Below are 20238 nucleotides of genomic sequence, written 5' to 3'. Positions count from 1 at the left end.
AACATAATAGCCTATTTTTTTACAAATATGCCTGACCGAAACGATAAACTGACCGTTGCTTTAAAAAAGCATTTTGGCTTTGATAAATTCAAAGGAAACCAAGAGGCAATCATCCAGAATCTTCTGGACGAGAAGGATACTTTTGTCCTGATGCCTACAGGGGGAGGAAAGTCGCTTTGTTACCAGTTGCCGGCTTTATTGATGGGTGGTACAGCTGTTATCATATCTCCGCTTATAGCGCTGATGAAGAATCAGGTAGACGCGATGCGCAATTTCAGTGAAGAAGACGGGGTTGCCCATTTCATCAATTCATCACTCAACAAAGCGGCTATAGAACAGGTAAAAGGCGATATCCTTTCAGGCAAAACCAAGTTGCTCTATGTAGCGCCTGAATCCTTGACAAAAGAAGAAAACATAGATTTCCTCCGGCAAATAAAGATTTCGTTTTACGCTATAGACGAAGCACACTGTATATCGGAATGGGGACATGATTTTCGCCCCGAATACAGGCGGATACGTCCTATCGTTACCGAGATAGGTAAACATCCGATTATTGCGCTCACAGCGACAGCTACGCCAAAAGTACAGCTCGACATCCAGAAGAATCTGGGGATGGTCGAAGCCGATGTTTTCAAAGCTTCATTCAACAGAGAAAATCTTTTCTATGAAGTGCGTTCCAAAACGAACAATGTAGACAAGGATATTATAAAATATATCAAGTCGCAGGGACATAAGTCGGGCATTATATATTGCCTGAGCCGCAAAAAAGTAGAAGAATTCGCAGAGATACTGCAGACAAATAATATCAATGCATTACCATATCACGCAGGATTGGATGCAAATACGCGCTCGGCTAACCAGGATGCATTCCTGATGGAACAGGTCGACGTTATCGTAGCTACGATCGCCTTCGGTATGGGAATAGACAAGCCGGACGTAAGGTATGTAATACATTACGACATGCCAAAGAGTCTTGAAGGATATTATCAGGAAACAGGCCGGGCCGGACGAGACGGAGGTGAAGGAAAATGTATTGCCTTCTACTCCTTTAAAGACTTACAGAAACTAGAGAAGTTCATGCAGGGAAAACCTGTTGCAGAACAAGAAATAGGGAAACAACTGCTCCTTGAAACAGCGGCATACGCAGAGACTGCATTATGCAGGAAAAAGGTGCTCCTTCACTATTTCGGTGAAGAATATAAAGTAAGAAATTGTGGAAATTGTGACAATTGTGTAAATCCAAAAAAACAGGTGGAAGCTAAAGATTTATTGTTAACAGCTCTGGAAGCTGTAGTTGCGTTAAAAGAAAAATTCAAGACGGATTATGTTATTAATATCCTCAGAGGTAAAGAGACATCCGAAATTGAAACATACGAGCATCAGGATCTGGAAGTGTTCGGTTCCGGGGATGATGCCGATGAAGATACATGGAATGCAGTGATTCGTCAGGCCATTATCGCAGGATACTTTGATAAAGATATCGAAAATTACGGGCTATTAAAGATTACAAAAAAAGGAAAAGATTTCCTTAAAAAGCCTGTATCTTTCAAAATCACGACTGCGGATGAAGAAGATCTGGAAGACGATGACAACATAGACGATGTAGTAGTGAAAGGTGGTGGCGGCGGTTCGGCCGTAGACCCGGTATTGTTTTCCATAATGAAGGACCTTCGCAAAAAAATGGCTAAGAACAATAACGTTCCGCCATATGTGATTTTCCAGGACCCATCATTGGAAGCGATGGCAACCATCTACCCTATCACAATGGAGGAATTACAGAATATTCCGGGTGTAGGTGCGGGTAAGGCTAAAAGATACGGAGCCGAATTCCTGCAAATTATAAAAAAACATGTTGAAGAAAACGAGATTGAACGCCCCGAAGATTTACGTGTAAGGACCGTTGCCAACAAATCGAAACTGAAAGTAGCCATCGTACAGGCTATTGACAGAAAAGTGGCTCTGGATGATCTGGCCGAATCGAAAGGAATAGATTTTGCAGAACTACTTAATGAAGTTGAAGCAATTGTATATTCGGGAACCAAGATAAACATTGATTATTTCCTGCATGAAGTAATAGACGAAGATCATCTGGACGATATATTCCAATATTTCCAGGAAGCCGAATCGGACGATCTCGAAGAAGCAATCAACGAGTTAGGCGAATATTCAGAAGATGAAATCCGCCTGGTCCGTATCAAATTTATATCTGATATGGCGAATTAAAATAATGAAGAAAAAAGCAATCTTTCCGGGGACATTCGATCCCTTTACGATAGGACATCATTCATTGGTAAAACGGTCTCTCGCATTAGTCGATGAGATCGTTATTGCCATAGGAAAGAACGATGCAAAAAAAAGCTATTTTTCTCTTGAACACCGCATCGATATGATACGCTCCCTCTATAAAAACGAGCCTCGCATATCGGTAGAAACCTATGACAGTCTGACTGTGGATTTTGCCAAAACGGTCAAAGCTAATTTTATTGTAAGAGGTATACGTTCGGTAAACGATTTTGAATACGAAAAAACAATTGCCGACATGAACCGGAAAATTTCGGGAATCGAAACTTTTATCCTTTTCACTGAACCAGAACTCACACATATTAGTTCTACCATAGTACGCGAGTTGTTAAGATTCGGGCATGATGTCAGCGAGTTTATACCCGAAGGCATGAATCTGAAGACCCAGTATTAAATCTGAATTACGCAGAACAATACTCCGCATTTTGCGGAAACATAAATATAATCAAGATAAATATATATGAAAAGAGTTATTATCGCGGCTCTGTGCTTTCTTACTATTGTAGCTTCCGCCTCTGCCCAGTTCAAAATGAGTGAAGGGTCGAAAAAGGTAGCGACTACAATGGCAATCATCGAAAATCTGTATGTAGATGATGTAAATGACCAAAAGCTTGCAGAAGATGCTATTAAATCACTTCTTGAAAAGCTGGACCCTCACTCTACCTATATCAGTACAGATGAAGTAAAAGATATGAATGAGCCATTGGAGGGCAATTTTGATGGAATCGGGATTTCATTTAATATGATGACCGATACACTTTATGTCATCGAAGCTTTACCCGGAGGCCCTTCCGAAAAAGCCGGATTGATGGCCGGGGATAAAATTCTCTATGTAAATGATACGCTTATAGCAGGGACAAAAAGGTCGACAAAATATGTTATGTCGCGTCTTAAAGGGCCCAAAGGAACAAAGGTGAATGTAAAGGTTCTGCGCCGCGGCGTGCCGGAGCTGCTGGAATTCAAAATAACCCGTGCAAAAATACCTGTATATAGCATAGATGCTTCTTATATGGTGGATAACAATACGGGGTATATACGCATCATCCGCTTCGGGGCCACAACAACAAAGGAATTTCAGGACGCTTTAGCAAAATTAAAAAAGGAAGGAATGAAAAACCTCATACTCGACCTTGAAGGTAATGGCGGGGGATATATGGCTCCTGCAATCGACCTGTCAGACGAGTTTCTGAGTAAAGGTAAACTTATTGTCTATACAGAAGGATTGCGTCAACCGAGAAGGGATGAAGTATCGACTGAAAAAGGCGATTTTGAGAATGGGAAATTGGTCATTATGATTAATGAAGGTTCGGCTTCGGCGAGTGAAATATTGTCAGGTGCTGTACAGGACTGGGACAGAGGTGTGATTGTAGGTCGCCGCAGTTTCGGTAAAGGACTTGTACAAAGGCAAATCCCCCTACCGGATGAATCCATGATAAGGCTTACCGTTGCCCGTTACTATACACCGACAGGACGCTCTATACAAAAACCTTATACAAGTGGAGACCTTACCTCCTATAATATGGATGTAATAGAAAGATACAATAAAGGAGAAATGATGCATGCGGACAGTATCCACTTTCCTGACTCACTCAAATATACAACCCTGATGAATCACAGAACTGTATATGGGGGCGGAGGAATTATGCCGGACTACTTTGTTCCGCTGGACACGACAAATTATACACCCTATTTCAGAAATATTGCAAACAGGGGACTTATCTACAAAGTTGCATACAGTGAAGTGGATAATCACCGTAAAGAGATTCTGGAAGAATATCCAACAAAAGAAGTTTTTCTGAAGAAATACGTTGTTCCACAGAGCCTCTTGGAGAAGATTGTAGCTGCCGGAGAAGAAGAGAAAATTACATATAACGAGGATGAATTCAATAAGGCTTCGGACTTAATCAGAATGCAGCTGAAGATGCTTCTGGCGCGGGATGTTTATGATACGGAAACATCTCTCAAAATATATAACGGATACAGTGAGACATTCAAAAAAGCATATGAAATTATACATGATGATAATCTGTATAACAGCTTGCTCAAAGGAAAGAATTGAAATCCTATTATAGTACAAAGCGGGTTGCATTTTTTGTAAATGCAACCCGTTTCTATTCATGACATTTAAATATTGTATCTATCTGTTTCAGATAAAAGCCGGATTGGAGTTTCTTACTCATTTCAGTAATATTCCGCTTCATCTCATTATAATATCCGGGAGTCACGGACGAAAGAACCTGTCTGACTATTCAATCTCTTTTATCAAGGGACACATATATTCCCTGAGTTAAAGGTAAGACATATTTTTACAACCCGGAAAGAATGTATAAAAAGCCTGACCCGGCGATACCGGCTACGAAAAACCATGAGTGTTTAATGAAACAGAAGGGTATATCGTTCAATCTTTTATCTCCTCATACTTTACATATTCGCCCTCATCTTTCGAGAATATTTTTTTATTTGAAGCAGTATCTGCTCTGCCCGATGATGAAGTATTACCTGAAGTATATCTATTATTGGAAGTATATCCGCTATGTGACGTAGAAGGCTTTCCGAAGATAAAAGACGACACTCCTCTAACTATCGATAGCAGAACCATTACTCCGAATATAATTATGGCGAATATTAGAAAAAGCAAAAATGTCATTTTATATAAATTATTAGTTACTAACCCTGACAAATATAATACACTGGTGATAAATAAAACTATGAAACAACCTGTTAGTTCGATGGTTTCAATTTATTTAACAAGAGTTTATTATCTTAAACAATAATCACAGGAAAGCCATATGGGTCCGGGCCATAACCGTATGCTGAAATAATATGCTGCAACCGATAAGAATAAGAATTATACCTCCGGTAATATTTATACGCAAATTACACCTCTGCCCTGCCTTACATCCAAAAATGATACCAAATGAAGACATCATAAAAGTTACCACTCCGATAATCAATGCAGGAAGCAGTATTTCAACGTTCACAAGAGATAAAGACAATCCTACCGCCGTGGCATCTATACTCGTGGCTACTGCCAGACCAAGCATCACTTTAAAGTTAAGCGGATCGAATGGAGAGCTTTCCTCATCTTTCAGACTGGCTACTATAACCCTGAAGCCAAGAAAGCATAAAATACCAAAGGCCAGCCAATGATCAAACTGTTCAATATAACACGCGAATGTAAATCCCACAAACCATCCGAAAATGGTAAGACTCATCTGTATAAAGGCCAGCATACCGGCTATTTTGAGTACATTAATTGTTTTGTGGTTCCCTATTGCTGCCCCGCTAGTAAGAGCAACAACCAGGCTATCCATCGAAAGCCCTACTGCCAATGCAACAATCTGAATCATATCCATTCGGTTATTTCAGATAAGGACTTACGCTTCTTTTCTGTTGCAATACTTTTATCCATATCAATGTAACCGAGAGGGAATATGGCAATAGGTTCAAGATCCGGTGACAAGTTCAGCACTTCCGTCAGCAAACCCGGATTAAAGTTACATACCCAGCATGTACCCAAACCGCTCTCCGCAGCCGCAAGACATATATGTTCTGCTGCAATGGCCGCATCCACATCTCCGAAATCCTTATTATCCGATGCCGTTCTTTTCCATGATACGGAAGAATCTTTGCACACCACAATATGAACGGGAGCGGTTTTAAACCACGCTCTGTTATACGACTCCTGTATGCAGGATATCACGGATTGATTACGGATGATAAAAAATTTCCACGGCTGGTTATTACAGGCGGAAGGCGCGAGCCTCGCACATTCGAGAATGTAATTGATCTTATCTTCCTCTACCGACCGGGGAAGATAAGCCCTGACCGAATAGCGACTTTCGATGAGTTCTTTTAGTTTCATTAGTGATCTTATAGTTGCAAAAAATGCCGGTATTTTTACATCGGCATTTCAGATTTATAGTTCTTCTGTTATCTTATAATCGTTCCTGACTGTGGAATTTCGGGAGACAATTTCGCCTAAAAATCCTGCGAGGAATAATTGCGTGCCCAACAACATCATAGTCAGAGCAATATAAAAATACGGAGAATTTGTAACCAACGGATGCGGAATACCTTTACTGATAGCGTATAACTTATTCGCACCTACAATAACTACGGCTATCAGGCCCAGCAGGAACATAACCGTTCCCCATAGTCCGAAAAAATGCATCGGCTTACGTCCGAATACCGAAAGGAACCAAAGTGTAAGCAAATCCAGATAACCGTTTACGAAGCGGCTGAGACCTGCAAATTTACTTTTACCGTATTTACGCGCCTGATGATGTACAACTTTCTCCCCTATTTTATTGAATCCGGCTATCTTCGCCAGATAAGGGATATAACGATGCATATCGTTGTATACCTCTATACTTTTCACGACTTCTTTACGGTACGATTTCAATCCGCAATTAAAATCATGCAGCTTCACTCCCGACACTTTACGGGCTGTCGCATTGAATAATTTGGTAGGCAGGGTCTTTGACAACGGGTCGTAACGCTTCTTTTTCCAACCTGAAACCAAATCATAATCATCCTCCTTTATCATTTTGTACAAAGCAGGAATCTCATCGGGGCTATCCTGCATATCAGCGTCCATTGTGACCACAACATCTCCCTCCGCTTTCTGAAATGCACAATGAAGGGCGGGAGACTTACCGTAGTTACGTCTGAAACGTATTGCTTTTATTTCAGGAGAAGTCTTCTTTAAGTTACTTATAATATCCCATGACCGGTCTGTACTGCCGTCATCTACAAAAATTACTTCATATGAATACCCGTTCTCATCCATCACCCGCTTTATCCAAGCGTAGAGTTCAGGAAGAGATTCTTCTTCATTCAGCAACGGTATTACAACAGATATGTCCATCGGGATACTACTATAGTTCGTTAGAGGCTCTAAGCCTATTTATTATTCATATTATTATTTGTACTATTTACAAGAAAGCTCATAAGAAAACCGAGGATCACCCCCAATATCATATTACCTATAAATTCGGAAATAATATATAATGGCTTCCCCGTAACGATATACATAAATATTTCTTTCTGATCCGGCTGGAGATTAGGCATTTTATCTACCATCGCGATAAAAGGGGCGGTCATCTTCATGAAAAAACCCGGATCGATGAACTTAAAGTGAGCGTACATAATCACAGCTTCGAAAAACGAAGCAAAGAAACAGATCAGTACAACGAAAAAGACACATGACCATATACCCTTCGGCTTATCCGGTTCTGAAGCTTTATATTTAAAAGTAAAAATATATATAAGCAGGAACGTGCCTACATTTAGTAAATAGAATATATAGATGAAGACATGATCCGAAAATCCCGCCCCTATCTTAAACATGTACTTGAACATCCAAAAAAGCCCCAGCATAGCGCCATAATGCATGGCATACCTGAGTAACGACGTTCCTCTTTCTTTTATATCCGTACTATCGATCATTGTGGTACAAAGGTAACAGAAAACAATGAATAATTAAGAATGAATAATTAATAATTTGGTTGCCATACTGAGGAACGAAGCATCTCTTTTATAAAAAGTTTCTCTCACCGAGACGCTAAGGCTCAAAAAGGTAACACATATCAGTTAACAGTAAACAGTTAGCAGTAAACAGTCATTAACCCGTAAGATGTAAAAAAAATTGCGCCTTTGCATCTTTGCGTGAAACAAAATAGGGCGCTAGCCAACCTGTAAGTTGTAACTGCCCAAAGGGCGCAGAAATAACATTCGCCGAAGCGAAGGCGAGGCAAACTCGTAACTGTTAAAAGGTAACAAAAGTAACAGATATATCAGTGAACAGTAAACAGTCATCAGTAAACAGTATTTCATGCAGAGACGCTAAGGCGCAAAAGGTAACAAAGGTAACAGATATATCAGTGAACAGTGAACAGTAAACAGTAAACAGTCATCAGTTAACAACTTGTATCTCGTTTACTCGTATCTTGTCTACTCGTAACTCGTAACTGCTTTAATCAATATTTCAAAGAGCTAAAATAATATAGATAAACATTTTCTTTTTTTTCGCATATTTCTATCTCTGATTTTAGTTTCTCGCTAAGCAGGTGAAGATACAGATCACAAGTACACGGTTGCAAACCATGTCTGCTTCACTTACTATATGAATAACACACAGGCTGCAAGCCTGCGCAGGCGGGTAAATACAAATGTAAAAGGATTCTTTAAAAACAAATAAGTGCAAATCGGGGATTTGCACTTATTTGTTTTATCAGTTCGCTACCTTTTCCTCATTTATAGACAAATCCAGTGGTTCATTTACTTTCTCCTTTAACAGGGCTATATCCAGAACCTGCTTTATATCATCCACATAGTGGAAAGTCAACCCTTTCAGATAAAGCGGCTTAATTTCGTCGATATCTTTCTTATTCTCGTTACATAAGATTATATCTTTTATCCCTGCGCGTTTAGCCGCCAGTATTTTTTCCCGGATACCTCCTACCGGCAATACTTTACCGCGTAAAGTAATTTCACCGGTCATGGCAAGGTTTGGTTTCACTTTACGTTGGGTAAAGGCCGAAGCCAAAGATGTTACCATAGTAATACCTGCCGACGGACCATCTTTCGGAATAGCACCTTCCGGTACGTGGACATGGACATTCCAGTTATCAAACACTTTTTCATCGATGCCGAAGTATTGAGAATGGGAATGAAGATATTCCAATGCCAATACGGCAGATTCTTTCATCACATCGCCCAGGTTTCCGGTAAGCGTCAGTTTACCGCCTTTACCCTTGCTCAAAGACGTTTCAATAAAGAGTATTTCTCCTCCAACCGATGTCCAGGCCAGACCTGTAACCACTCCGGCATAACCATTTCCCTGATACTGATCGCGTGTATATTCTATGGCGCCGAGATATTCGTGTAAATCTTCAGGCTCGATCACCTTCTTATATTTTTCTTCCGAGGCAACCTTCCGGGCAACCTTGCGCATCACCTTGGCTATCTTTTTGTCCAGTTCACGCACACCGGATTCACGTGTATAATTCTCAACGATTTTCTCTATTGTCTTTTTCGGAATATCTATAACATCTTTAGCCAACCCATGATTTTCGAGCTGCTTGGGAATCAGGTGACGGCGGGCTATCTCCACTTTTTCCTCAATGATATAACCACTTACATCGATCAGTTCCATACGGTCGAGTAATGGCTGGGAAATTGTAGACAGGTTATTAGCCGTAGCAATAAACATTACTTTCGACAAATCGTAATCAATATTCAGATAATTGTCATGGAAAGCCGAGTTCTGCTCAGGGTCCAACACTTCCAGCAGGGCTGACGAAGGATCTCCCTTAAAATCATTGCCCACCTTATCCACTTCATCGAGTACAAATACAGGGTTCGATGAGCCTGCTTTCAGTATATTCTGAATAATACGCCCCGGCATGGCCCCGATATATGTACGGCGGTGGCCTCGAATTTCAGATTCATCGTGTAATCCACCGAACGAAACACGTACATATTTACGGTTCAAGGCTTTCGCTATGGATTTACCTAACGATGTTTTACCTACTCCGGGAGGGCCGTAGAGACAGATGATAGGCGATTTCAAATCACCTTTCAGCTTCAATACTGCCAGGTGTTCGATTATGCGCTCTTTTACCTTCTCCAAACCGAAATGATCCTGATCCAGTACTTTCTGCGCATTTTTCAGGTTGAAATTATCCTTGGTATATTCGCCCCAGGGCAAATCAAGCAATGTCTCTATATATGTAAACTGAGTGGAATAATCAGGAGACTGCGGATGCAGACGTTCCAGTTTACTCATTTCCTTTTCAAATGTTTGAGCAGCCTCTTTGTTCCATTTCTTCTTTTGTCCCCGTTGCCTGAATTCATCCAGATCGGCCTGCTGAGGGTTTCCTCCCAGTTCGTCCTGTATAGTCTTGATCTGCTGTTGCAGGAAATACTCTTTTTGCTGCTGGTTCAGCTCTTCACGTGTTTTCATCTGAATATTGAGCTTCATCTCCATCATCTGAGTTTCACGGTTGAGGATAACAAGCAGGCGGTATGCCCGCTCTTTGTCATCATCTATCTCGAGTAAACTTTGTTTTTCCGTCCCGGATACAGGAAGGTTGGCACAACAATAATTCACCAATAGCGAAGACACGACATCCGACTTAAGGCGTTGTATAAATTCTTTTGGCGGTTCACCATACATACGCAGCATTTGTATTGTCATATCCCTTATAGAATCCAACAATGCCTTGTATTCTGTATCGTTTTTAAGAACAGGTACTGTTTCTCGTATTTCGTAATGCCCCTTGAGAAAAGGTTCGGTCTGTGTCAGTTCTGTCAGTCGGAAACGCCTTTTGCCCTGAAAAATGACAGTTACATTTTCATCGTCGGGAAGCTCGATCACGCGTATAATCTCACCGATTACTCCCATTGAGTACAGGTCGGCAGATTCCGGATCATCATTTTCTGCGTCCTTTTGGCAGACAAGGCCGACATACTTTCCTTTCAGACGGTTTACACTCTTTATTAGTTTCAATGATTTTTTACGGGCTACCGAGATCGGCATACTCGTTCCGGGAAAAATCACCGTATTACGAAGCGGTAAAATCGGTAATTCTTCTTTCAGGTCTTTTTCGTTTATATAGCAATCTCCATCATCAAAGTCATTGGATATGATTGAAATAACAGGTTCGTTACTTTCGCTTAGATGAAGAAAATTTTTCTTTTTATTAGACATATTATCCTTTTATTTAAATTGGATTTACCCCCTCATCTGCAAGGGGCTGTAAAATTACAGAATTATAATTAACTTTGTTTTAATATATAACAAAATTTGTGCCATAATAGATTTCAGAATTGACATTTCAGAATAAAACAGACAAAACATGCCGAATCCCTATTTCAAGTTTAAACAGTTCACCATATACCATAACCTTTGTGCTATGAAAGTGGGTACTGATGGGGTATTATTGGGGGCATGGACAAATATTCCTGAAGCAAAGAAAGCCCTCGACATAGGCACGGGCACAGGCCTGATAGCCCTGATGCTTGCCCAAAGGGACAACAAGCTATGCATAAATGCTATCGATATAGACAGTAATGCAATAGAGCAGGCAAAAGAAAATATCAGGCAGTCACCTTTTTTTTCACAAATACATATACTCGGATCATCGTTACAGGACTTCAGGTTATGCGGCCAGCAATATGACTTAATCGTTTCCAATCCTCCGTTTTTCATCCAATCATTAAAATCGCCGCATGATGGACGAACATTGGCCCGTCATACAGACAGTTTATCGTCGGACGAATTATTAGAAATTTCAGCAGCCTTATTAACGGACAATGGTAAACTTTCTATTATATATCCATTCGGACATAAGGAAACATTATTCTCTTTATCAAAAAAACACAACTTATACCCATCCCGTGTCACCAACGTATATCCGACTCCGGTATCCTTGCCTAAGCGGGTACTGATCGAATTTTCAAAAACAGAACTGCCATTAATTGAGACCAATCTGATCATTGAAAAAGATAGGCATGTATATTCTGATGAATTTACCGGATTGGTTAAGAATTTTTATCTGAAGATGTAACCTATAATAAGCAGGCTATATATCATTTACACAATCTTATGCTGCCATTTGGCATATCTCAGATACAAGGACGAGAACAATAGCAAGCCACCCCAATATACATACTCCACTGTCCAGCATACTGCCACGGATGCCGATTTGTATATTACTATCCAGTACATATACAGGACGTAGGACACCAAGGTTATTATTTCGAGTTGCAAAGCTGCACGGGTGTTTCCTGTACCTGAAATGGAATTGAATATCACCGTACTCAGACTACAGACAGGCAAAGCAAATACCACTACCAATAATGGCGTTACCGATTCGGATATCAAAGACACATCTTCGTGCGAGGCTATTAATGATATCCAGAATTCAGCCCCAAAACCAGTTACCAGCATCACAATGATAATGACTCCGAGGCTCAGCGAGCAAATCCTCTTTATAAGAGGTATTACATCTTTTATCTTCCCTGCGCCCATCGTATTGCCTACGAGAGTATTGGCCGTGGTCGCAAAAGCATTCATCGGGATAAAGAAAAGCATATAGAAGCTACGGACGATATTTGTGACAGCCAATGCCCGTGAAGAATGCTGTTCAATTGCCATAAAGAATATGAACCATGTAGACATGGATATTAAATACTGGACCATCGTAAAGGATGAAATATTCAGGATACTCTTTACAATAGAGAATCTGAATCGCATTTTCATAAAACCGTATTTCTTGAGATCTACTGTCTTCAGTGTATATATTACAAAGAACAGCACGGATGCTATTTCCGATATCACGGCAGCAATGCCGGCTCCTTCTATTCCAAGTTCGGGGAAGCCAAATTTACCGAATATGAGGACATAGTCTCCTATAAAATTGACCACTGCCATTACTACCGCATTCATTGTCAATACAGGAGTACGGGCTATACCTACATAGAAAGCCCGGAACATGACATTTATGGAAGCAAAGAAAAAACCGTATATACGCCACGAAAGGTAAGAATGTACAGCCTCGTAAACCTTCTCCGATTCCATGAAACGGGGAAGCACATATTCGCTCAGCAGGGAGGAACCTATAAATAGCATCAAAGCAATAAGTTCCAGGAAGATTACTCCCTGAATTACAATACTGCCAATCTTATCATAATTCTTCTCGCCATTGCGGCGGCTAATCATAATCTGGCCTCCGATACTGAATCCGAAACAAAGCGTAAAAAAAGCGATATAATAGATACCGGCCAGTCCGGACGCACTTTGCTCCACCTCACCTACTCTGCCCAGAAAGATAGTAGCGGTAATCTGGACAATATTCTGAGCAAGCAAGCCTAACATAATAGGCAAACTTACCTTCCATATATCTTTGTATGAATACATAATCCGCGCCGATAGCTATTAGCACATAGCTATTAGCATCTTTAAAGTGTCAGTTTTATTTAATCAGCCTGTTAGTTTTTGTATCGGGAAATGCGACCCACGGCTTGAAAGTCTTGGCTTCCTCAAAGTCCATATGCGCGTACGACATGATGATAACAATATCTCCGGGCTGGACTTTCCGGGCCGCCGCCCCATTCAGGCATATAGCGCCCGAACCTCGCAGCCCTTTTATAATATAGGTTTCGATACGTTCCCCGTTATTGTTGTTGACAATCTGCACCTTCTCTCCTTCGATCAGGTTTACGGCATCCATCAGGTCTTCGTCTATCGTGATACTTCCTATATAATTCAAGTTGGCTTCGGTTACCGTAACACGATGTAACTTCGATTTTACAACCTCTACAATCATTTTTTCGTTTCCTTAAATTTAGCTATTCGCCTTGTATATAATATTATCTATCAATCGTACTTCGCCACAGAATATAGCGATGCAACCCACTATATAATCGCTATCCTTCCAATCTGCCACCGACTGTAAAGTATAGCCATCCACAATTTCGTAATATTCAACTTTCAGTTCGGCAAAAGAGTCCAGTACAGCTATCACCTCCTTTATCACCTTCTCTACAGAACTATTCTTCATCCACTCCTTACTTTCCGCAAGAATCCTGGATATATTTACCGCAACTTCTTTCTGAGCAGCGGTCAGTCGCTCGTTGCGGCTGCTTAGAGCCAACCCGCCGGGCTCCCTTACAATAGGCATCGGGACGATACCGACATTTAGCTTCAGCTGTTTCACCATCTCGCGTATAATTGCCAGTTGCTGAAAATCTTTTTCCCCGAAATATGCCCTGTCAGGCTTCACTATATCAAACAGGCGGCTTACCACCTGGGCAACTCCATTAAAATGGCCCGGACGATGCTCGCCTTCCATTACCTTATCTATCTGCCCGAAATCGAATTGCCGCGTATCCGGTTGCGGATAAATCTCATCCACAGAAGGAGCAAAAACCACGCCAACCCCTGCCGATTCCATATATTCACAGTCCCGTTCCAGATTTCTCGGATATTTTTGCAGGTCTTCCTTATTATTAAACTGGGTAGGGTTTACAAAGATGCTCACAATGCAAACATCGTTATCGGCAATACATTGTTTGACAAGAGAAAGATGCCCCTCGTGCAAAGCCCCCATAGTGGGAACAAAACCAATCGTTTTACCTTCCGAACGCAGGGCTGTAACTTTGTCACACACTCCCTGAGTTGTTTTAATCAAATCCATTTATCCACATCAATAAAAAACGGATACAAAGCAAGTAAATATTTATGGATTGGCGAAACAATCCAGGTTTTTTGTTCGGTAATTTAACGTATAAAATTGCTCAAAAGACTACTCATCCCTCGTAAAAAGAGAGAATTCAACATTTTGTGAAGCAAAGTTTGCAAAAAAGAAGTTTTTTTTTTATTATCTTTGTACTCTCAATCGAATTCAGAAGAGAGTAAATTAAATGGGTACAAAAAAAGTTTTATACATCACACAGGAGATAACGCCTTATCTGCCTGATTCACCAATTGCGACAAATTGTAGATACTTACCTCAAGCTATACAAGAAAAAGGCCAGGAAATCAGAACATTCATGCCCAAATTCGGAAGCATAAATGAAAGGCGGAACCAACTTCACGAAGTGATACGGCTTTCGGGTATGAATCTAATCATCGATGATACCGATCACCCCCTGATTATCAAAGTGGCATCTATACAGGCTGCCCGGATGCAAATCTATTTTATAGATAACGACGACTACTTTAAGCGTAAGCATACAATAGCTGACGATAAGAATGTGGAGTTCACCGATAATGATGAACGCAGCATATTTTATGTAAGAGGCGTATTGGAAACAATAAAAAAACTGCGTTGGATACCTGATGTGATAGATTGCCACGGATGGATGACCGCACTGACCGGCTTATACATAAAAACAGCATACGCTGACGATCCTTGTTTTAAAAACTCGAAAATTGTATATTCTTTATACAATGACGACTTTAAGCAACCGTTCAGCGATAAATTTATCGACAAACTAAAATTTGACGGAATAAAGGACAAAGATGTTGACACACTAAAAGGTGTTGTCGATTACGAAACACTTTCTAACTTTGCCGTGAAATATGCAGATGGCGTTATACAAAGTGAAGAGAATGTGAATAATAACATCCTTGACAACGTTAATAAATCAGGAAAAAAATTCCTGTCTTACCCTGGTAATTTAGACGTTTCCGTAGATGCCATCAATAATTTTTACGAGAATCTTTAAAGTATCTAAAATAAATACAGAAAATTGCTGTTTTATTTCTTGAGAATAGCATTTTTTTTGATATTTGAACCCCAAATTGAATTTAACAATAGTTTGAATGAAAATTAAGACATTATTGATTCTGGCGATCACTCTTTCCACGATAACATTTGTGGCTTGTGATGATGACCTAACCTCCCTCGGTAGCAGTATACAACCTGGCGGTGACGATATATTCGTAGGATCCGACACACTTAACCTCACAGCTGTAACCCGTTCATTTAACGATTCTGTATATGCGCGCACTGTTTATGGTCTACTCGGAGAGTACACCGATCCTGTATTCGGCAAGATAAAATCCGACTACTTATGCGAGTTCTACTGTGCAGAAAATTCAGCTTTCGCAGATCCGTATAAAATGGGAATAACCATTGATTCTGTCAGGCTGAATACGGAGTTTACATATTATACAGGAGATACCGTATCACCTATGGGGCTATCCGTATATGAGGTCACAAAACCTCTGAAGGCTTTCTTCTTTACAAGCGTAAATCCTGAAAATTACTGCGATATGCAAAAGTTGCTGGGGCAAAGTATCTTCTCGATACAGGATGTTCCCGACACAGTCATCAGCAGCACCAGAATCAGGACTATTTCAACCAATCTCAATTTAGAACTGGGTCTCCGTTTTTATAACGAGTGGAAAAATTCGGACGGAGCTACTTTCAAAAACTCCAATGCCCTGAAAGAATTCTTCAAAGGCGTATATGTAACCACTAACTTCGGTTCGGGCAGCATTATCAATGTAGACTATACAGAATTCGATATCTACTATACATATACATACCAAAAAGGAGATGCCTCGGAAAACACCGTTGACAGAGATACTCTGGGTGTATTCCGTTTACCTGTGACACCTGAGGTTATACAGTTGAACCATGTCAAAAATTCGCCTCCGGCTGATATGGATATCCTCGACAAGAAATTGGAAAAGCCTATCAACAACGAATGGCCTACCAAAACATATATGAGTACTCCTGCGGGACTATATACAGAAGTGACCATTCCATTGGATGCTATAGTGAATGCCGCGGTAGCTGGTGCAGGTAAAGATGCGGTTATCAATGCCGCTAACTTTAAAATACTGGGAAATACGGAAATGGAAGCAGGATCGGGTCTGAGCAGACCTTCGGATGTCCTGTTTATAAACAGAGACTCGTTACCGAATTTCTTCTTTAACAGAAAATTACACGATGCGCAAACCAGCTTTATAACGACCCGTTCCTCCAGCAACAATTCATATGACTTTGGAAATCTGGCAAGTGTCATCAATCACTATGCAAAATATTACAAGGAGAAAGGGGTATCGCCTCTTCCCGACTTGAAATATCTTATTATTCCGGTATCAGCTGCATATACGCAAACGACAAACTCGAGCGGATATACTGTCAATGTGATAACGGATCTGTACAATCAGATGTTTCCTACATCGGCCATATTAAGAACAGAACCGAAGAATATGAAAATGTCTATTATATACAGTAAATACTAATAGTACGAAACAGATAACATAATATAACCGTGTCTGCAAAACAGATAAGAAATACAGCTAAAGTACTGCTCTTATTATATATAGGATACTTTAGCTGTGTTTCTTATTTTATTCATACACACGTCTATAACGGGGTTATATATGTCCATTCCCACCCCTATAATAAGTTTGCAAAAGATGCAGACGACAGCCAGACACCACCTTTCGAAACCCATCATCATACATCGGCGGGCTTCTTTACTTTCAATCAGTTATCAAACCTTGCTTCATTCGAAGCATTGGAGAATAATAATATAGGCGAAATAATCCAGCCTGTACAAATTGTTACATATAAACAACTCTCTCCACAAATAGTTACACCTCCTGTTGTAGCTTACTTCAGCCTCAGGGCGCCACCTAGATTATCGTAATTCTTAATAACAATATTTTTTCGATTCAAGAAATATAATTTAGGATTGATACACTTCTGTATTCAATCCCAATCTTGTATAAACATACGGTCGATCTATTCTCGATAAAATTTCGGAAAAGATTGAAATAGAGGTGTAAACAATGACTGTTTACCCCGAAATAACCTAAGGCTACAGACCTATCTATTTCAAATACAATAAGTAGCTAGCTTAAAAAATGTATTATCAACACTATCTTTCACTTATATCGATAACCTGTAGCGGCATTTTTTATTCATGCAGCCGGATTATCGACTCTAAATAATTCAATATGAAAAAGATTATACTCTTATCATTCTATATATTTTGTGTTATTGGGCTCTTAGCTCAGCAAACAAGCAGATCATCTCTCAAAGGCCATGTACTGGACGGGCAGACAGATGAACATTTACCGGGTGTAACAATCTCAATAGAAGGCACCCAAATGACTACGGTAACAGACGAATCGGGACATTTTGCCTTAGAAAATATTCCGGCAGGAACGTACATCATAGTGACACAATATATTGGATATTCATCTCTGAAGCAAGAAGTCACAATAGAGAGGAACACTACCAAAAACGTTTCCCTTTATATAGAACCCGAAAACCAGTTGCTCGGCGAAGTAATGGTTACAGCTTCTGCCCGGAGTCTCAACAGGCAAATGTCGCCCATAGTTGTAAACCAGCTGACGGCCAAGACATTTGAGGCTACCAATTCCAATTCTCTTTCGCAAGGGCTGAACTATATGCCGGGACTGAGAGTAGAAACAAACTGTCAGAATTGCGGAACACAGGAAGTACGGATTAACGGACTGGAGGGACAATATTCTCAGATCTTAATCGACGGACAACCTGTATTCAGCTCATTATCTACAATGTACGGGTTGGAACAATTACCGGCCAATATGATAGAGCAGGTCGAAGTCGTGCGTGGGGGAGGATCTGTGCTATATGGAGCTAATGCGATCGGCGGAGTTATAAATATTATAACAAAAGAGCCCGAAAAGAACTCTTATCAGGCAAAATATAATATGTCTCTCATCGATGGCAAATCGGCGGATAATATCCTATCCCTCAATTCGTCTTTTGTAGACCGCTCCAAGAAATCAGGTATATCCCTGTTTGCAAATATGCGTAACCGTAATCCTTGGGACGCTAATGGGGACGGATTTTCGGAAATAGGGAAAAACAGGGCTTCTTCTATCGGTTTCCGATCTTTCTCCAAACCAACCTTACATGATAAGTTTACACTGGAGTATCATTATATTTCTGAATACCGTCGCGGCGGGGACAATATGAGCCGTCCGCCACACGAAGCACTGATTGCCGAAACAACTGATTACAGGATACATTCGGGTAGTGCCGGATACACCCATTCAAGCGATGACAACAAAAAGAAGCTTACTATCAACCTGTCTGCTCAAAAGACCGGACGGGATAGCTACTATGGGGGAGGATACGACCCTGATGGATATGGAAATACATCGGAACTGGCATTGACAGGAACAGTCCGTTATGAAATAAATATGGACAGATTCCTTTTTATGCCGGCCAAGTTCACAGCCGGATTCACTCAGGAATATACAAACCTCCATGATACGATTCACAGCCGCACTGTGAAGCAAATAAAGAACATAAGCAGCCTGTATGTCCAGAATGAATGGAGGGACGACAACCTTACTTTCATTGTCGGCCTGCGGGGAGATAAACACAATAAGCTGGACAATGTCAACATTATTCCCAGAAGCAGTATCCGTTACCGCATTGGAGAAAATACCAATCTGAGAGCAGCGTATTCGATGGGGTACCGTGCCCCTGAGATCATTGCCTCGGATCTGGATATACCCGTTATAGGAGGTAGTGCAACCATTACCCAACTGGGAGAAAACCTGAAAAGGGAATATTCGAACTCCGTAAACGGGGGGATTGATTTCAGCCTCTACAACGAAAAGGTATATTCCTATTTTCTTCTGGAAGGATTTTATACCAAAATAAACAGGGTCTTCATTGTTGAAGAGACCGGAACAGATGCCGCAGGAAATACAATAATGACCCGTCGGAACGGTGATGGAGCATATGTATACGGATTGAATCTGGAGACCACCATACAACCTGTAAACTGGCTCGAGTTGCAAGGGGGCTTTACCTGGCAGAAAAGCCGGTATACGGAACCTGTAAGCTGGTCGGGAGAAGATTATGTAGCCCCTGTAAAAAGGATGCTACGTTCGCCCGACACATACGGATTCGTTTCTGCTACAGCGACTCCGAAAAAAAGTTATGCCGTATCCCTGTCAGGAGTATATACAGGCTCTATGCTCACACCCCACTTTGCCGGAGCAGAGGGTGTAACAAGGGATGAAACCGTAAAAACAAAGAGTTTCTTCGATACAACAATCAAATTATCTTACTTCTTCAATATTAGCTCAACAAATAAAATAGAGATTAACGGGGGGATACAGAACATGTTTAACCAGATACAGAAAGATTATGACAGAGGCCCTGACCGGGACTCGGAATATATCTACGGGCCGTCACAGCCCCGCACATTCTTTATCGGGCTGAAAATTAGTTCCCTATAATTAACATTAGCAAGCCGTTAAGCATTTTTAATCTAACGGCTCGCTTGCTTTTAGCCATTTATGTGATATTTTCTAAGATTTTGATACTATCTTTGTGCTGTAGCGCAGTCAGATCGGCGGATAATATAGCTTTTGTACATTACTTTACAAGGGCGAAA

General features: G+C 40.7%; 17 protein-coding genes. 8 read left to right on the top strand and 9 right to left on the bottom strand.

Annotated features, from left to right (window positions below):
• The first annotated feature begins 27 nt into the window (after window positions 1-27).
• The 3 genes from recQ to ACFO6W_RS11305 all read left to right on the top strand — a co-directional run bounded on the left by recQ (window position 28) and on the right by ACFO6W_RS11305 (window position 4360).
• Window positions 28-2223, top strand: coding sequence for a DNA helicase RecQ (recQ, locus tag ACFO6W_RS11315; protein WP_379996444.1), 2196 nt, complete (start codon window positions 28-30; stop codon window positions 2221-2223).
• Window positions 2224-2227: 4 nt separating this feature from the next.
• The gene (coaD, locus tag ACFO6W_RS11310; protein ID WP_379996442.1) at window positions 2228-2695 is read left to right on the top strand and encodes a pantetheine-phosphate adenylyltransferase; all 468 of its coding nucleotides are present in this window, start codon (window positions 2228-2230) and stop codon (window positions 2693-2695) included.
• Window positions 2696-2761: 66 nt separating this feature from the next.
• Window positions 2762-4360 carry a S41 family peptidase gene (locus tag ACFO6W_RS11305; RefSeq protein ID WP_379996440.1) on the top strand — a complete coding sequence of 533 codons (1599 nt, stop codon included), beginning with the start codon at window positions 2762-2764 and terminating at the stop codon, window positions 4358-4360.
• Between the two features lie 339 nt (window positions 4361-4699).
• On the opposite strand, the gene ACFO6W_RS11300 is transcribed toward ACFO6W_RS11305, so the two are convergent.
• The 6 genes from ACFO6W_RS11300 to lon all read right to left on the bottom strand — a co-directional run bounded on the left by ACFO6W_RS11300 (window position 4700) and on the right by lon (window position 11017).
• Complete coding sequence (locus tag ACFO6W_RS11300; protein ID WP_379996438.1) at window positions 4700-4948, bottom strand: DUF4834 family protein; 249 nt, start codon at window positions 4946-4948, stop codon at window positions 4700-4702.
• Window positions 4949-5075: 127 nt separating this feature from the next.
• Window positions 5076-5651 (bottom strand): manganese efflux pump MntP, encoded by a 576-nt coding sequence (locus ACFO6W_RS11295; protein WP_379996436.1) that lies wholly within the window; start codon window positions 5649-5651, stop codon window positions 5076-5078.
• A complete protein-coding gene (locus tag ACFO6W_RS11290; protein ID WP_379996434.1) occupies window positions 5648-6166 on the bottom strand; it encodes a nitroreductase family protein in 519 nt (172 codons plus the stop codon). Before ACFO6W_RS11290 ends, ACFO6W_RS11295 begins: the two co-directional genes overlap by 4 nt.
• A gap of 54 nt (window positions 6167-6220) precedes the next feature.
• The gene (locus ACFO6W_RS11285) at window positions 6221-7171 is read right to left on the bottom strand and encodes a glycosyltransferase family 2 protein (protein ID WP_379996432.1); all 951 of its coding nucleotides are present in this window, start codon (window positions 7169-7171) and stop codon (window positions 6221-6223) included.
• A gap of 35 nt (window positions 7172-7206) precedes the next feature.
• Window positions 7207-7752 (bottom strand): DUF4199 domain-containing protein, encoded by a 546-nt coding sequence (locus ACFO6W_RS11280; RefSeq protein ID WP_379996430.1) that lies wholly within the window; start codon window positions 7750-7752, stop codon window positions 7207-7209.
• 784 nt (window positions 7753-8536) lie between these two features.
• The gene (gene lon, locus ACFO6W_RS11275) at window positions 8537-11017 is read right to left on the bottom strand and encodes an endopeptidase La (RefSeq protein ID WP_379996428.1); all 2481 of its coding nucleotides are present in this window, start codon (window positions 11015-11017) and stop codon (window positions 8537-8539) included.
• A 148-nt stretch (window positions 11018-11165) separates the two neighbouring features.
• Here lon and ACFO6W_RS11270 point away from each other — a divergent pair, with 148 nt between their 5' ends.
• On the top strand, window positions 11166-11876 hold the full coding sequence (locus tag ACFO6W_RS11270; RefSeq protein ID WP_379996426.1) for a tRNA1(Val) (adenine(37)-N6)-methyltransferase: 711 nt from the start codon (window positions 11166-11168) through the stop codon (window positions 11874-11876).
• A 26-nt stretch (window positions 11877-11902) separates the two neighbouring features.
• On the opposite strand, the gene ACFO6W_RS11265 is transcribed toward ACFO6W_RS11270, so the two are convergent.
• The 3 genes from ACFO6W_RS11265 to panC are packed head-to-tail and all read right to left on the bottom strand — an operon-like array spanning window position 11903 to window position 14507.
• A complete protein-coding gene (locus ACFO6W_RS11265) occupies window positions 11903-13228 on the bottom strand; it encodes an MATE family efflux transporter (protein ID WP_379996424.1) in 1326 nt (441 codons plus the stop codon).
• Between the two features lie 55 nt (window positions 13229-13283).
• Window positions 13284-13637, bottom strand: a complete 354-nt coding sequence (gene panD, locus ACFO6W_RS11260) for an aspartate 1-decarboxylase (protein WP_379996422.1) — start codon at window positions 13635-13637, stop codon at window positions 13284-13286.
• Between the two features lie 18 nt (window positions 13638-13655).
• A complete protein-coding gene (panC, locus tag ACFO6W_RS11255) occupies window positions 13656-14507 on the bottom strand; it encodes a pantoate--beta-alanine ligase (RefSeq protein WP_379996420.1) in 852 nt (283 codons plus the stop codon).
• Window positions 14508-14733: 226 nt separating this feature from the next.
• On the opposite strand from panC, the gene ACFO6W_RS11250 reads away from it, so the two are divergent.
• The 4 genes from ACFO6W_RS11250 (at window position 14734) to ACFO6W_RS11235 (ending at window position 20080) form a co-directional block, all read left to right on the top strand.
• Window positions 14734-15540, top strand: a complete 807-nt coding sequence (locus ACFO6W_RS11250; RefSeq protein WP_379996418.1) for a glycogen/starch synthase — start codon at window positions 14734-14736, stop codon at window positions 15538-15540.
• Between the two features lie 97 nt (window positions 15541-15637).
• Entirely contained in the window at window positions 15638-17071 is a 1434-nt protein-coding gene (locus tag ACFO6W_RS11245) for a DUF4270 domain-containing protein (RefSeq protein WP_379996416.1), read from the top strand.
• 29 nt (window positions 17072-17100) lie between these two features.
• Entirely contained in the window at window positions 17101-17481 is a 381-nt protein-coding gene (locus tag ACFO6W_RS11240) for a hypothetical protein (protein ID WP_379996414.1), read from the top strand.
• A 310-nt stretch (window positions 17482-17791) separates the two neighbouring features.
• Window positions 17792-20080, top strand: a complete 2289-nt coding sequence (locus ACFO6W_RS11235; protein ID WP_379996412.1) for a TonB-dependent receptor — start codon at window positions 17792-17794, stop codon at window positions 20078-20080.
• Window positions 20081-20238 lie beyond the last annotated feature (158 nt).

The organism is Dysgonomonas termitidis (assembly GCF_042654545.1).
GTDB lineage: Bacteria > Bacteroidota > Bacteroidia > Bacteroidales > Dysgonomonadaceae > Dysgonomonas > Dysgonomonas termitidis.
The sequence above is the reverse complement of the archived record's forward strand: the minus strand, read 5'-3'. Positions and strand labels throughout refer to the sequence as shown.